The 14,057-nt window shown below is 66.1% G+C and carries 10 protein-coding genes and 3 pseudogenes; 4 read left to right on the top strand and 9 right to left on the bottom strand.

The window, feature by feature from the left end; genetic code table 11:
• The 3 genes and pseudogenes from C4301_RS07230 to C4301_RS07220 form a co-directional block, all read left to right on the top strand.
• Positions 1-469, top strand: a pseudogene (locus tag C4301_RS07230) (phytoene desaturase family protein); the annotation flags it as partial.
• A gap of 3 nt (positions 470-472) precedes the next feature.
• Positions 473-1,201, top strand: coding sequence for a class I SAM-dependent methyltransferase (locus C4301_RS07225; RefSeq protein ID WP_352414425.1), 729 nt, complete (start codon positions 473-475; stop codon positions 1,199-1,201).
• A 119-nt stretch (positions 1,202-1,320) separates the two neighbouring features.
• Positions 1,321-1,803: a heavy metal-responsive transcriptional regulator gene (locus C4301_RS07220; protein ID WP_352414424.1), complete on the top strand. Its 483-nt coding sequence runs from the start codon at positions 1,321-1,323 to the stop codon at positions 1,801-1,803.
• A gap of 645 nt (positions 1,804-2,448) precedes the next feature.
• Here C4301_RS07220 and C4301_RS07215 read toward each other — a convergent pair.
• From C4301_RS07215 to C4301_RS07180, 8 genes and pseudogenes are all read right to left on the bottom strand, one after another.
• Complete coding sequence (locus C4301_RS07215) at positions 2,449-3,933, bottom strand: carboxylesterase/lipase family protein (protein WP_352414423.1); 1,485 nt, start codon at positions 3,931-3,933, stop codon at positions 2,449-2,451.
• 52 nt (positions 3,934-3,985) lie between these two features.
• Positions 3,986-5,551, bottom strand: a complete 1,566-nt coding sequence (locus C4301_RS07210; protein WP_352414426.1) for a gamma-glutamyltransferase family protein — start codon at positions 5,549-5,551, stop codon at positions 3,986-3,988.
• 155 nt (positions 5,552-5,706) lie between these two features.
• Positions 5,707-8,163, bottom strand: coding sequence for a UvrD-helicase domain-containing protein (locus C4301_RS07205; protein WP_352414422.1), 2,457 nt, complete (start codon positions 8,161-8,163; stop codon positions 5,707-5,709).
• Between the two features lie 3 nt (positions 8,164-8,166).
• Positions 8,167-10,275, bottom strand: a complete 2,109-nt coding sequence (locus C4301_RS07200) for a hypothetical protein (RefSeq protein WP_352414421.1) — start codon at positions 10,273-10,275, stop codon at positions 8,167-8,169.
• 199 nt (positions 10,276-10,474) lie between these two features.
• Complete coding sequence (locus C4301_RS07195) at positions 10,475-11,140, bottom strand: beta propeller repeat protein (protein WP_352414420.1); 666 nt, start codon at positions 11,138-11,140, stop codon at positions 10,475-10,477.
• A 121-nt stretch (positions 11,141-11,261) separates the two neighbouring features.
• Complete coding sequence (locus C4301_RS07190; RefSeq protein ID WP_352414419.1) at positions 11,262-12,389, bottom strand: sensor histidine kinase; 1,128 nt, start codon at positions 12,387-12,389, stop codon at positions 11,262-11,264.
• Positions 12,386-13,050 (bottom strand): annotated as a pseudogene (locus C4301_RS07185) (response regulator transcription factor). Before C4301_RS07185 ends, C4301_RS07190 begins: the two are co-directional and overlap by 4 nt.
• A gap of 2 nt (positions 13,051-13,052) precedes the next feature.
• Entirely contained in the window at positions 13,053-13,274 is a 222-nt protein-coding gene (locus C4301_RS07180) for an SHOCT domain-containing protein (protein WP_352414418.1), read from the bottom strand.
• A 116-nt stretch (positions 13,275-13,390) separates the two neighbouring features.
• Between C4301_RS07180 and C4301_RS07175 the strand changes: the two genes are divergently transcribed.
• Positions 13,391-13,798 carry a hypothetical protein gene (locus tag C4301_RS07175; RefSeq protein ID WP_352414417.1) on the top strand — a complete coding sequence of 136 codons (408 nt, stop codon included), beginning with the start codon at positions 13,391-13,393 and terminating at the stop codon, positions 13,796-13,798.
• Here the strand turns inward: C4301_RS07175 and C4301_RS07170 are convergent.
• A pseudogene (locus tag C4301_RS07170) lies at positions 13,795-14,057 on the bottom strand (hypothetical protein); the annotation flags it as partial. The gene C4301_RS07175 and the pseudogene C4301_RS07170 overlap by 4 nt on opposite strands.

Raw genomic sequence — 14,057 nt, 5'->3', positions numbered from 1 at the left:
GCTCGGGGAGGGGGGTTGGGTCTTCCTCTCCATCGCTCCGGCCGGACGGGGCCCAGAGGGCTTCCGGGCGGTCACCCTGTCCCTGCACACCCCCTTGCGGCTTTGGAAGGGGCTTTCCCAGGAGGAGTACGAAAGGCTCAAGGCCCACCACCTCGAGGCCGCCCTAAGGGGAGCAGAGCGGCTCTTCCCCGGGTTTCGGGAGGCCTGCCGCCTCCTCCTTCCCGCCACCCCCCTCACCTACGAGCGCTACACCGGCCGCACGCTGGGGTTTGCCGGCGGCTTTCCCCAGCGCCACCCCTTCCGGTTTCGAAGCCCCAAAACCCCTTTGGAAAACCTCTTCCTGGTGGGGGAGGCCCTCTTCCCCGGGCAATCCGTCCCCGCCGTGGCCCTGGGAGGTGCACGGGTGGGCCGGCTGGCCCTGGAAACCCTGGGCGTCGTAGCCAAAGAACCCCAGTGGGCGAAGCCTTAGACCATGGAAGGCCTCCTTGTGGTGAAACCCGTAAGCCCCTGCTGCCTGGCCAGGCTGGAAACCACCCCCCGAAGCGCCACCTGCTCCCACTGCGGGCGAGCCTTCCCCAAAAAGGAGGGGTTTTTGGACCTCAGGCTACCCACAAGACGGCGGCTTTTGCATCTGGTCAACAACCTGCCCCTCGTAGCCCGGATCTACCCCTTTTGGCGGAGGCATTCCACCCGCCTCCTCACGGGCGGGGGGCTAACGCATCGGGCGGAGCTCGCTCACCTCGAGGCTGCCTTTTCCGGCCTCTCTGGCCCCTTTTTAGACGTGGGAACCGGTTCGGGGGCATACCTTGGCCCCCTGGTCGGGCTGGGCCCCACCTTTGGGGTGGATGCCTCTTTGGCCTTCTTAAAAGCGGCGCGCCGGCACCATCCAGAGGCCACCCTCCTTCTGGCCCGGGCCGAGGCCTTGCCCTTCCCCAAAGAGAGCTTCTTGGGCGTGGCCTTCGGCCCCACCTTGAACGAGCTGGAAGACCCTCGACGGGCCCTTCTCGAAACGGCTCGAGTCTTGAAGCCGGAAGGAAGGCTGTTCTTCGCCCTTGCCCTGGGGCGGGGAAGGCGGTTTGGGCTTTGGTTGCCCACAGAAGAGGAGGTGGTCTCAACCTTCCAAGAGGCGGGCTTCCTCATCCTTTGGAGCCGCAAGCAAAAGCGGTTTCTTCTAGGAGTTGCAGAAAAACCCCCAAAATAAACGGGATATGCCCCGCCAGGGCCTTACTCCGCCGAGGGGGATAAGGGCCGAACGGCATGGCAAACGCGGTTCCCCACCCCTTCGACCCTAGGGCGGCGGAGTTTGGCTAAAACGAGGGCATGGGGCTTCGCATCAAGGAGGTGGCCGAGGCCCTAGGGGTGGGCCCCGATACCCTCCGCCACTATGAACGGCTTGGCCTTCTCAAACCCAAGCGCACGGAGTCGGGCTACCGGCCTTACGACCCCGAAACCCTGGAGCGGGTCCGGTTCATCCGGGCGGCGCAGTCCCTGGGGCTTAGCCTGGGAGAAATCCATGAGGTTCTGGAAGTGGCCCAAGCCCAACCTCCCTGCGCCCATGTGCGTAAGCTCCTCCGGGAAAAACTTCAAAAGGTGAGGGAGCAGGTCGCCCGCCTCGAGGCCCTAAGCGCTCTCCTCGCCGAACGCCTGGCCTACGCGGAGGCCCATCCAGATCCCGCGTGCGAAGGCAAGAACTCCTGTGTCTACCTAGTTGCCCCCGGGCCTGAGCATAAGGGCCCGAGGGAAGGTGAAATCCCTAAAAGGTCACAAGGGTATACCCCTCTTCGAGAAGGTTCCTCAGGCTAGGATGATCCCGATACTCACTCCAAAAGGGAAAACCCGCTGCCTCGAGCGCTTCCTTGACCCCAAAAGCCCTGGAGCAGTAAGCACAAGCCCCTAGAATTCTATCCTTTACCGCCAAAAGGAGAGGGCGTGCCTGGTGACTGGGCTCAGCGAGGGCTGCAAGTCCCTGCGTGCCCGCACCATCAAACACAAGGCGCACCTCTTCCTTCGCACCCTTAAGCTCCTGGGCCAACATCAGGGCATTGACAAGGCGCGCTAGTCCCTCATGCGTCTTCGTCCGTGCCAAAACTACAATAGCGACTTTTCTCATTCTCAACCTCCGAGCCTCAGCATGGGCCCAGAAAGATCTGTGGCGCTGTAAAGTAAAGTTCGGCCTCTCCTACCGCGACCTCATAGACACCTTCCATCCCTACTTGACCCTGGCCGAAGGCCTTCGGCTGGTAGCCCAGGCCCTGGATACCGATGTGGGAACGCTGTCGTGCTGCGCATGAAGAAACTGAGGAAGAAGCGTGAAAGCCGGAGTTTTTAGTGCGGGTTGCAGGCTATGTCAGCGTGCCGAGGGGATGCTTTGGGTTATCCAACATGCCGCAGTCGCTTAACACCCAGGCAAGAACCTCCTATACCGGGGTCCTGGCCTCATCGGGAACCTTAAAACAGCGCGCAGCTTCCGGGGTCTAGGGCGGAAAGGGGCAGGGGCCTGGGCGGCAGATCCAAAAGAAGCGCCATCCCTTCCTGGATCTCCTCCCATCGGGGCCAGCCCTTAGGCGCGTCCTGGTAAGCAAAATTCACCCAGTAGCGGCGCAGGATCCGGCCCATCCTTTCCCCCTCCTCCCGCGCCTTTTGGCTTAGGAAAAGGGCCAGGAAGGGCATCTGGTCGAAGTTCCCGAAAAGCGGGGCCAGCTCGAGGCCATGGAAGCTCCCAAGCCCGGGAAAGTCCGGGGTCCTGAAGGCGAAGCGGTAGAGATAGGTGGGGGCGTAGGGCCCCTGGGCCTGGGCGGTGGCCAGAGCAGGGCAGTGGAAAAGCCGGTCGGTCTCCAGGCGCCAGTAGGCCTCCTCCGGCCTCGGATACCGGGCCCGGTAAAAGGAGAGCACCGCCGCCGTTTTCTCCTTCAAGGTGGGCTTTACCCTCTCCTCTACCCCAGGCCAGCTTCGAGGCGGCGAGAGGCTGAAAAAGGGAAGCATCTCCTCCTCGTTGCTTCCCAGAAGCAAAGGAATGCCGGCGGCTACCCCTTCCCTCAGGGCTTGAAGGGGAGATCGAGGGAGGAGGTGCCCATCTATATGGGGCTTGAACGGGTTCAGGCTGAAGGGCAGGCTGGAGGCCTCGAGGGTTAGGACAGGGGGCTCTTTATAAAAGGCGGAAAGGGGAAGCCCCCGCAGGCAGGCCAGGTCCTCGCACCCCCGCTCCTTCGCGTAGCGCCGCCCAAAGGGGAGGTCGGCTGGCAAAGGCCGCACCTCCTCGCACCCCCCCGACTGAAGGATGGCCTTATGGAAAAGCCCCTTGGCTTCAGGCACAGCCAAAAGGGTGCAGGTGAGCATCGCTCCCGCAGACTCCCCAAAGAGGGTCACGTTCCCCGGGTTTCCACCGAAAAACCCGATGGATTTCCGGACGAAGCGGAGTGCCTCCAAAACGTCCTCCAGGCCATAATTCCCCCCCCCTTCCCAAGGGAGGAAGCCCAAAGGACCCAGGCGGTAGTTGGGAGCGACCACCACCACCCCCTCGGCCGCCAGCCGCGTCCCCCGGTAGATGGGCTCCGAGGCCGAGCCCGCCTGGAAACCCCCCCCGTGGAGGTAGACCATGACCGGAAACCCTCCGGGCGGGGGGGGCTTAAGGGGCAGGAAGACGTTCAGGTTAAGGCAGTCCTCCTCCTGAGGGGGAAGCCAGCCCCCAAACCGGGTGGTGATCCCAGGGGTTTGGGGGCAGGCAAAGCCGGGGCGGGTGGCCTGGATGAACCCCTCGAGCGCCACCCCTTTAGGAGGGGCGAACCGCTCCGCCCGGGCGTAGGGGAGGCCGTAAAACGCCAAGGCCTCCCCCTCCCGCCGCCCTTCCAAAAGGGCCAAAGGGAGGCGGAGGTAGACCGGCTGGGCCAAAACGCAGCTTAGAAGGAAGGCCAAAAGGAAAGATGGACGGCGCATGGGCTCATTCAAACCCGTCCCCGAGGCCGAACAAAAGGGGTCCAGATCACCTTCACAGGGCCAGGGCGAGCCCATCCGCCCGGGGCTCCGTCCCCAGGGCCAAGGCCTCCCCGAGCCGAAGGAGGATCTGCCCCCGGCCGAAGGGCCCCATTTCCGCCTCGAGACGGACCGGGTGGCCCCGGTCCTTGAGCGCCAGGGCCAGGGCCTGGCCAAACCCTGGCTCGAGGAGCACCTCCTTAGGCCCCACCTGCCACCTGGGGGCATCCAGGGCCGCCTGGGGGTTATGGCCGAGGTCCAGGAAGTGGACCAGGACCTGGACGTGCCCCTGGGGCTGCATCAGCCCACCCATGACCCCAAAAGGCCCAAGCGGCCTTCCCTCCAGGCTCAAAAAGCCCGGGATCAGGGTGTGGAAGGGGCGCTTGCCGGGGCCCAGGCGGTTGGGATGCGCCGCGTCCAGGGTAAAGCCCGCTCCCCGGTTGTGCAGGGCGATCCCGGTACCCGGAACCAAGATGCCCGCCCCGAACCCCATGTAGTTGGACTGGATGAAGGAGACCATGAGGTCCTCGTCCGCAGCCGCCAAGTAGACCGTCCCCCCGGGCTTAAGCCCGGGATCGGGCCAGGGGAGGGCCCTCTCTCCGATAAGCCTTTGCCTCTCCTGGGCATAGGCCTTGTCCAGAAAGGCCTCGGGAAAGACCTCCATAAAGCGAGGGTCGGCCAGATGCCGGTACGTGTCGGAAAGAGCCAGTTTCATGGCCTCGAGCTGGACGTGGAGGCGTTCGGCCTCGGGCAGGCCTCTAAGGTCAAACCCCTCGAGGAGGTTAAGGGCCAGAAGCACAGCCACCCCCTGGGTGTTGGGGGGGAGTTCGTGCACGGTATACCCCCGGTAGGTGGTGCTTAGGGGCACCACCCATTCCGGTGCATGGGCCGAAAGATCCTCTCGGCTCAAATACCCCCCCGTGGCCTCGCTGAAGCGGACCAGGGCCTCGGCCAAGGCCCCCCGGTAGAGGCTCTCCCCCCGGGTGGCGGCAATCTCCTCCAGGGTCTCGGCGTGCAGGGGAAACCGGACCACCTCCCCAGGCCTGGGGGCCCGGCCCTGAGGGAAGAAGACCTCCTGAAAGGCCCGGTAAGCCTCCCCCTCCAGGCCCAGATAGATCCCTTCGGCGCGCTTCCACCCCCTGGCCACCTCAGGGGAGACGGGGAACCCGTCTCGGGCGTACCGGATGGCGGGTTCAAAGACCTCCCGGAACGGAAGCCGGCCCCACCGCTCCCAAAGCGCCCGCCAGGCGGCCACCGCCCCGGGGACGGTGACCGCGGCCCAGCTCCGCTCCTCGAGCTTCGAAAGGGAGGGTAGGTGCAAAGGGCTTCGGCCGGTGCTGTTAAGCCCCTCGGCCTTTTGATCCCAGACGATGGCCAACGCATCCCCCCCGATGCCGTTGGAGGTGGGCTCCACCACCGTGAGGGCGATGGCCGCGGCCAAGGCCGCATCCACCGCGCTTCCCCCCCGCAGGTAGGCCTCGAGGCCCGCCAAGGCGGCCAGGGGCTGGCTGGTGGCCACGCCAAAGCGGCGACCCAGGACCACCGTCCGGCGGGAGGGAAAGGGGTAGTGGGTGAGGTCCACCCCTACCCTCCCCATCCGGACCCGCCTCCCCTTGCCCAGGGGATCTTCCCCTTCCCAGATGCCCGCTCAAAGAGGCCGATCAGGGACTCGAATCTAGAGGCCATGCGCTCCTCCCGCGCCCATCCTACCAGACCGGGAAAAGGGGGCTTTGACCCCTATTCCTCCACCACCTCCCCCCTTCGCAAGTAGACCAGCCGAACCCGGGGCCTCACCCCCCAGGCCCGCTCCAGGGCTCTTTGATAGACCTCGAGCTGAAGGCGGTACACCTCCGGCCGCACCTCGTGGTCCGTCTTGTAATCTTCTAGAAACCACTCCCCACCCACCCGGTACACCCGGTCCGCCACCCCCACCCAGGTGGCCTCCCCTTCCTGAAGGACCAGGGGGAGCTCGGCGTAATCCTCGTCCCGCGCCTCCAAGGGGGCAAGCCCCCCCTTGGCCATGAGGGCCCGGTACGCCCGCAAAAGCTCCAACACCTCCTCCACCAGCTGCCTCCGCTGGGTCTCGGGAAAGAAGAGGGCCACCTCCTGGCTCAATAGGGTGGAAACGACCCCCTCCCCCGGGTCTAGGTCCTCCGCAATGGCCCAGTGGGTGAGAATCCCCACCGCCCGGCCCCACCCCGGCACCTCCTCGGCCTCGCCCAGGGGGCCTCGGTCATCCTCGGGGGAAACCCCCTCCTTGGCCCGGCTGGGGGATCGGAGTAGGGGCAGGTCCGGCGGAGCAAACACCGTTTCGGTGTACGGGGCCACCTCGAGCGCCCTCTTCCCGGACTCCATAGGGGCCGCCCGCCCCCGGGTCAAGACCCGGTCATGAAGGTGGGCCCTTGGACCCTCGGGGCCATACCCCAAGGCCCGCAGGGCCTCCCCCCAGGGGGAGAGGCGTCGGCCGGCGTAGCTCCCTGTGACCAAAAGAACCTCCTCAGCCCGGGAAAGGGCCACGTAAAGAAGCCTTCTGGCCTCCTCCGCCTCCTTCCTTTTGAGCTCCTCCAGAAGGGACTCTAGGCTCTTTTTTCCGCCGGCGGACCGGGGATAGGCCACCCGTCCGTCCCGGTCCACCCAGAGGCGGGGGGGGTTGACCTTCTCCCACCGGGAGAGGTCAAAAAGCGCCACCAGGGGGAACTGAAGCCCCTTGGCCGCGTGGATGGTCATGAGCCGTACCCCCTCCCCGGCCTCCGGCACCTCCCCTGCCTCAGGGTCCCCCGCCCCCTGGCGGATCCAGAGGAGCAGGCCTTCCAGGTCCCTAAACGCCCGCGCGCCCGCCTGGACCAGAAGGGCGTCTAGGTTCTGCCGAGCCCTCCGGTCCAGCCGGCCCCGGAAGGCCTCGTCCCGCACCACCCGCTTCAAAGCCTCCAGGGGGGGAAGCCGGGCCAGGTCGCAAAGGGCCTCGAGGCGGGGGCTGGCCTCCTCGAGGAAGCTTTTCACCTCGGAAGGGGAAAGGCCAAAGTAGGGGCCCAAAAGCAGGGCGTAAAGATCCTCCTCCTCGCGGGTGGCGGCGTAGGAAAGCGCTCGGTAGACGGCCCGAACCTCCGGTCTTTGGAAAAACCCCCGCCCCCTTACCACCACATAGGGGAGGCCGGCCTCTTGAAAAGCAGGCTCCAGGGCCTCCAAGGAGGCGCGGCTCCGATAGAGAACGGCCATCTGGGAAAAGGCAAACCCCTCCGCCCCTGCTTCCAAAAGCCTTTGGACAAGAAACCGGGCCTCCTGGGAACGGAGCTCCTCCAGGCGGCCTTCCCCTTTGACCCAGTGGACCTCCACCCGGCCGCCTGGCCGCAGGGCCTTCACGGGGAAGTGCTCCTCCCGGAAAAGATGGGCGGTGAGGGCGTTCAAAAACGCCACCAAGGCCTCGGGGTGGCGATGGCTCACCTCCAACCGCTTCAGGACCTGGCCTTCCCTCACCGCCTGCCGGAAGGCCTCCACGTCGGCGTTGCGGAACCCGTAGATGGACTGCTTGGAATCCCCCACGGCCACGACCTCGCTCCCCGCCCGCTCCAAGGCCTGGAAGACCCTGGCCTGCAGGGGGCTTGTGTCCTGGTACTCGTCCACCAAAACGAGGGGAAACCGGTCCGCCACCAGGCGGCAGGCCCCTGGGTCCTCGAGGAGGTCCAAGGCGGCAAGCTCCAGGTCTGCGGGGCCAAGCCTGGGCCCCATCCGCCCCCGGTAGCGCCCCAAGACGGCTCCAAAAAGACCGAGGAGGCGGTCCGCCTCCTCGTCCACCGGGAAAAGGGGCCAGGCATAGGCCCGTTTGCGGAAGAGAAGGGCGAGGTCCTCGAGGAGCTCACCCGAAAGGCCCTCCTCCAAAAGGTGGCTTCTCGCCTCCTCCAAGAAGACCAGCTCCGCCTCGAACTCCTCGAGGAACTCGGGCACACCGCGCCCCGTCCAGGGGGCGGCCAGGGTGTGGAGGGCCCTTAGAAACCCGTGGATCGTCCCCACAAAAGGCCCGGCCGCACCCGCCGCACCCCCCGCCTGGGCCCGGGCAAAAAGCTCCTCCGCCGCCCGGCGGCTGAAGGTGACCAGGGCTATCCGGTAAGGGGGAAGCCCCGCCTCCACGCGATTTCTGAAAAGCTCCAAAAGCGCATGGGTCTTCCCGGTGCCCGCCGAGGCCAAAATCACCTTCATCCCTCACCCCACGGGGCAGCGCCGGGCCACGGGACAGCCTTTGCAGGCCCAGCCGGGCCGGAAGGGAAAGCCCTCCTCCAGATAGCGTTTTAACCTTTGCCGCAACGCCTTCACCTCTTTCTGGACCCTCCACTCCTCCAGGGGCTCGAGGGGCTCTGGGGCCTTTCCAAAGGGCCAGACCCGGTATGCAAGCCCCTCCCGCTGAGCAAGGTAGCTTTCGGATAGACGCGCACGGTTCCCTTCCTCAAGGGCATAGACCTCCTTCGCCGCCTCGTTCACCCCCCCCGCCAGGGCGTAAAGGGGAGGGTCCTGGGAAAGGGGAATTGAGATCCAGAACCGGGTGCCGAGGAGCCTTGGCCTTTCCGCCTCCAGAAAACCCGCCCACTCGGGGTGGTCCTGCTTGGCCTGCTCCAGGGCCTTTGGGTCCAACACAACCCCTCCCCGTTCCCGATGGGCGTAGCCCAGAAGGCGGCCCCAGGCGCCCTCCTTTTTCTCCCGGAAAAGCCTTTTGAGGGCGAACCGCCCCGGGCAGAGGAAGATCTCCTGGGCCGACTCCAGGGCAACCCGCTTGAGCTCCTCAGCCCTCAGAAAGACCTTGGGCCGCCAGGGGGAATCCTCGGGGTGCACCTCCTCCCTCGAGGCCGCGGGCAGGGGCGGGGCGGGGGAGGCCTTGGGCAGATGGGGGATGGGAAACGTGGGGCCCTTATCGTCGGCCTCGGGGTAGGAGACCACCGTGGCCTCATCCCCCCGGTGGAGGAGTTCTTGCAAAAAAGCCCACCCGTCCCCGGAAAGCCGCTTGGGCAGGCCCAAGGGGGGAAGGCTAGGGGGAAGGCGCTTCTCCTCGGGGACAAAGGGGTCCTCCGCCTCCAAGGCGCCATACGCCTCGGGGAAGAACCGGAGGAGGTAGGCCCTTCGCGCCCTCACCCCCGTGGCCCGGTCCGGGGGCAGAAGGGGGAGGCCCTGGATGGGGCCCGGAGGGAGAGCCTCCTCCCTCAAAAGGGCCTCCCACCAGGGCAGGGGGTCCTGGGGGTCAATCCCCCGGGCCAGGGCGTAGGCCATGAGGAGGCGATCCTTTTGGGGGGCCAGCCCCAGGCGGTCCAACACCTCCGCCACCCGGCCCTCCTGGAGGGCGCGCCGAAGGGCCAGGTACTCCCCCAGGACCTCCCCCCCTCCCAGCCTCTCCATCACGGAGAACCCCGCCACCCCCAGGGCCACCATCCGCCGGCCCAGGGCCTCGAGGCCGGGAAGAAGGGGGGCGAGGGCGAGGAGGTCAAGCCCCGTGGGGTGGGGGGTGAGAAGGGCCTGGAGGGCGGGAAAGAGGAGGGTCCTGGGCCTTCCGTCCCAAAAGGGCACCCCCGCTCCCTCCCCCAGGGCCAGAAGGCCCGGGATGGCCTCCATGGGGGCCACCACCAGAAGGTCATAGGGGGAGATCCCCTGGGCCAGGTCCCGCTTCAGGGCCCTTAGCGTCCAGCGGAGCTCCTCTATGGGGTTTGGGTGGGTGTAGAGCCTGGGGGCCGTCCTCGGGCTGGGAAGGGCTTCAACGATGCCCCCGGCCCGGTCGAGGCCTTCCGGGAACTCCATCCCCGTGACCAAGACCTCGGTCCTTTCCCCCAGGGCCAAGGCGAAGCCCAAATCCAGGGGGTTGTGCCTACGGAAGCCGTCCACCACGAGGAGGTCGGGGGGGCGGAGGGCTTTGAGGTCCAGGGTCTGGGCCACAAGGCGGAAGTCGTCGTAGTCCATCCGGTCTCCTTTCCACTCCTCGTAAGCCCGGTAAACCGAGGCCAGAGGCTCCTCCTGCGGAATGATGCCGTGGCGCTTGTGCTCCGCAATGGCGCGGGCGTACAGGGCGGCAAGCCCCGAGGACAAGGGGAGGCCCAGCCCCCGCACGGCCCGGGCCACCAGGGCCAGGCGTTCCAAACCGGGAACCAAGGGCTTAAGGCGGCCCGCCTTCGCCACCAGGCGGTAGTAGAGCTGCTGCCAGGAAAGGTACTCGAGGCCCAAAGCCGCTCCGGCCCTTTGGGCAAGCCGCCTCAGAATGTAGGCCCTTTGGTGGGGCAGGCCCACCCACCACACCCGGCCACGCCGGCCCAGATGGACCAGGGCAGCCCTCATGGCCTCCTCGGTCTTCCCGGAGGCCGGGCCTCCTTTCAAAAAGCGCGTCATACTCTACCCTTTCCAGGGTACACCAGGAAAGGGCCCTCCCCCTAGACGCGTCCTTTTCCCGAAAGGGCTGGTTCAAGCCTCTACGGGGCGGGCCCGCTCTGCACCATCCGCACCCCCGGGGTGGAAAAACGCCTTCGAGCCACGGCGCTCAAGGAAGCTTCCGCCAGATCCGGCCCCCTTCGTCCACCCAAACCAGCCCTCCACCCCCCTCAGGGTGAACGGCCAGCGCCAGAACCGCCCCCTGCCATACCCTCCGCCACCCCGCCGAGGTCCTCTCCCAAAGGCCCGTCCTCCCCCCGAGGTAAAGCCTGCCTCCTCCTGCCGCCAAAACGTAAACCTCCTGCTCAGGGGAAAGGACCCGCTCAAAGCTAAGCCCCCCGTTCTGGCTGCGGTAAAGCCCCCGGCCCATGGGGGCCACATAGAGCTCCTGGCCCAACGCCTGCATAGCCGCCATCTCCCCCCTGGGAAGCCCCTTGGGGGAAACGGGCACAAAGCTTCTTCCCCCGTCTTGGCTTCGGAAATACCCGTACCTGGCCTCCAGGACAAAATGCACCCTCCCGGGCAAAACCCCATACCCGTGAAGGTCCAAAGCGGGGAGCCCCTTAGGGGAAAGGCTCTGCCAACTCCTCCCCCCATCCCCGCTCTCGGCATAGACCCAGTGGCCTGCGGCCAGGATACGCTCCCCATCCCGGACCAGGTGCATGGCATCAAACCCGACCCTGCGAACCAGATCCCGCCAGGTCTGACCCTGGTCCTCGGAAACCTGGAGGCCGTCGTGGTGGCCCAAGAGAATCCGGCCTTCGGGAAGCCACAAAAGAGCGTGTACATCCCGGGTGCTGACCTGGCCCACAAGGCCTTGCGCCGTCCCTCCCGAAAAGGCGCACCATAAGGCCAGAAGGCCCGAGAGGACGAACCGGCCCCTCCGCTTCGCGCCCTCACCTTAAGGCCTCGAGGTTAAGGTTGTGTAAACCCTCCCGCCAAAGGGGCAGGGTGAAGTAGAATCTGCTCCCCCGGCCCACCTCACTCTCCAGGCCCATCCAACCTCCCATGGCCTCCACCAGGCCCTTGGCCACGGTCAGCCCCACCCCACTTCCCCCCTCCTGGCGGCTGCGCGCGGGGTCTAGGCGGAAGAAGCGCTCAAAGACCCTTTCCCGGTAGGCCTCGGGAACGCCGGGGCCCGTATCCTGCACGAAAAACCGCACCCCTTCCGGTGCCCGCTCCGCCCCCAAAACCACCCTTCCCCCCTGGGGGGTATGGCGAAGGGCGTTGGTCAGGAGGTTGGAAAACACCTGCCCCACCCGTTCCCGATCCGCCCAGACGAGGGGGAGACCGGCCTCCGCCCGGCGCAAAAGCGCCACCCCTTTCTCCTGGAAGGCCAAAAGAAAACGCTCCTCCGCGTCTTTAAGCAGGCGCTCGGGCTCGAGGGCCTCCGGCCGGAGCTCCACCGCTTTCACCTCCACGCGGGAGACCCAGGAGAGGTCCGCCACCAGCCGCTCCATGGCCTTAAGTTCCCGCAAGATCCCCAAAAGGCCCTCCTCCTTGGGCAAAGCCTCGTCTTGAAGGGCCTCGGCGTAGCCCCGGATGGCGGAAAGGGGAGTCCTGAGCTCATGGGCCACGGTGGCGATAAGCTCCACCCGGCCCTTCTCCACCCCTTCTAGGGCCTCGGCCATCTGGTTAAAAGCCTGGGCCAGCTCGGAAAGCTCATCCCCCCGGCCGAGAACCGGGAGGCGCTGGGCGTAGTTGCCCCGGGCGATCGCCCGGCTCCCCTCGGCCAGAAACCAAACCGTTTTCCCAATCTGACGGCTGATGAAGTAGGCCGTGCCCATGGAAAGCAGGTTGGCGATGGGCACGCTCAAAAGGAGGGCCAAACTCAAGGCAAAGCGGAGGCCGCTTTCGAGCTCGGTCCGAAGCTCCAGGCCCATGGGGCCCATCATCCGCTCCATGTTGGCGATATGGCCCCGAAGGGTATAGGGGGCCAGGGCCTCCGCGGAGACGAGGAGTATGAGCTGGGCCAACAAAACGACCAAAAGGAAGGCCAAAAGGAGCCTGGCGAAGAGCCTCACTCCTCCCCCCTGAACCGGTACCCCACCCCCGCACCGTCTCAATGTACCGGGGGTTCTCCGCTTCCTTCCTGAGCTTCCGCCGCAAGGAGGGGATGTGCACATCCACCACCCGGTCTACCCCGGGGAAGTCCGGACCCCAGACCTTTTCCAAAAGCCGTTCCCGGGTGAAGACCATTCCGGGATGCTGGGCGAGGGTAAGGAGGAGGTCAAACTCCAGCCTGGAAAGGGGAAGCGCCTCCTGGGCAAGGTAGACCGTCCGCTCCTTGGGCCGGATGACCAGGTCCTTAAAGCAAAGCTCCTCCTTAAGCCCGCTCCGCCTCAAAAGGGCCCGGACCCGGGCCACCACCTCCCTTGGGCTAAAGGGCTTGACCACATAGTCATCCGCAAGCTCCAGGCCCCTTAGCCGGTCCTCCTCCTCGCCTCGGGCGGTGAGTATGAGAAGGGGTAGGTCTGGGAACGCCCGCCGTAGCCGCCTGGCCACCTCGAGGCCCTCCACCTTAGGAAGCATCAGGTCTAAAACCACTGCGTCCGCCCGGGGCAAAAGCTCTAAGGCCTCCGCCCCATCTTTGGCCAGGAGGACGCCGTACCCCTCCCGGGCCATGTAGGCCGCAAGCACCTCCAGGATCGCCGGGTCATCGTCCACCAGGAGGACTGTGGGCATGCCTACTCCTCGAGGGTCTTTTTCATCCGGCGGTAGGTCTCCTCGTCCAGCTCACCCCGGGCGTACCGCTCCCGAAGAAGGGCCAAGGCCTTGTCCTCGGCCCGGTGTCTGGATTCGAAGGCCCTAACCAGGGCGTAGACCCCAACCCCCAAAAGAACCAAACCCGCCAGCCCAAACCCCCACCAGGCCAACCCACACGGGCCTCCGTACCAACCCCAGATCATCCCCCCACCTCCTTCTTTGAGTCTAGATCCTCCTTAAAACCCAGCTGCGCCAAATGGAGCGCCGCTCACCCTAAAAGGCCGAATGGGGTATACCCTAAGGCCAAGGAGGTGGCGGAATGCGCTACCTGGTGGTGGCCCACCGGACGGCCAAAAGCCCCGCGTTGGCGGAAAAGCTGAAGGAAATCCTCAACCAGGACCCGGAGGCCCGGTTTGTCCTCCTGGTGCCCGCCACCCTCCCTCCGGGCTGGGTCTACGATGAAAGCGAGGTGCGCGAGCGGGCAGAAAAGGAGGCCCAGGAGGCCAAAAGGGCCCTCGAGGCCCAGGGGGTCCCTATAGAGGAGGCCAAGCCTGGGGACATCTACCCCCTTTTGGCCATCGAGGAGGAGCTCCTCGCCCACCCCCAGTACCAGGCCATCGTCCTCAGCACCCTTCCACCGGGCTTATCCCGCTGGCTCCGGCTGGATGTGCACACCCAGGCGGAGCGGTTTGGCCTTCCGGTCATCCACGTCATCGCCCCTTCTTAAAGAGAAGCCGTCGGCTCCCCACCCCTTTCCAGATAAACCCGTTCCAGCTTCTCCCCCCGCCACTCCGTGTGATAGGGGCGGGGACTGGGGTGGGGGAAGTCCTCGCGGAAGTGGACCCCCCGGCTCTCCTCCCTCAGAAGGGCTCCGGTAAGGAGGAGGTGGGTCAGAAAGGCCAGGTTGCCCGCCTCCACCTCTCTTCTTGTGAGCCCCCTTTCCGGTAGGCCCTCGGAAAGGGGAAGGAGCTTAGCGTGCTGCAAGG

Origin of the sequence: Thermus sp. (genome assembly GCF_040290245.1) — a bacterium.
In the GTDB taxonomy this organism is placed as follows: Bacteria; Deinococcota; Deinococci; order Deinococcales; family Thermaceae; genus Thermus_A.
Note: the sequence above shows the minus strand (reverse complement) of the source record. Positions and strands in the feature narration are given on the sequence as shown.

Coding starts and splice junctions, on each gene's coding strand:
- C4301_RS07225 (WP_352414425.1), top strand. CDS start 473: ATGGAAGGCCTCCTTGTGGTGAAACCCGTAAGCCCCTGCTGCCTGGCC.
- C4301_RS07220 (WP_352414424.1), top strand. CDS start 1,321: ATGGGGCTTCGCATCAAGGAGGTGGCCGAGGCCCTAGGGGTGGGCCCC.
- C4301_RS07200 (WP_352414421.1), bottom strand. CDS start 10,275: ATGAGGGCTGCCCTGGTCCATCTGGGCCGGCGTGGCCGGGTGTGGTGG.
- C4301_RS07215 (WP_352414423.1), bottom strand. CDS start 3,933: ATGCGCCGTCCATCTTTCCTTTTGGCCTTCCTTCTAAGCTGCGTTTTG.
- C4301_RS07175 (WP_352414417.1), top strand. CDS start 13,391: ATGCGCTACCTGGTGGTGGCCCACCGGACGGCCAAAAGCCCCGCGTTG.
- C4301_RS07180 (WP_352414418.1), bottom strand. CDS start 13,274: ATGATCTGGGGTTGGTACGGAGGCCCGTGTGGGTTGGCCTGGTGGGGG.
- C4301_RS07205 (WP_352414422.1), bottom strand. CDS start 8,163: ATGAAGGTGATTTTGGCCTCGGCGGGCACCGGGAAGACCCATGCGCTT.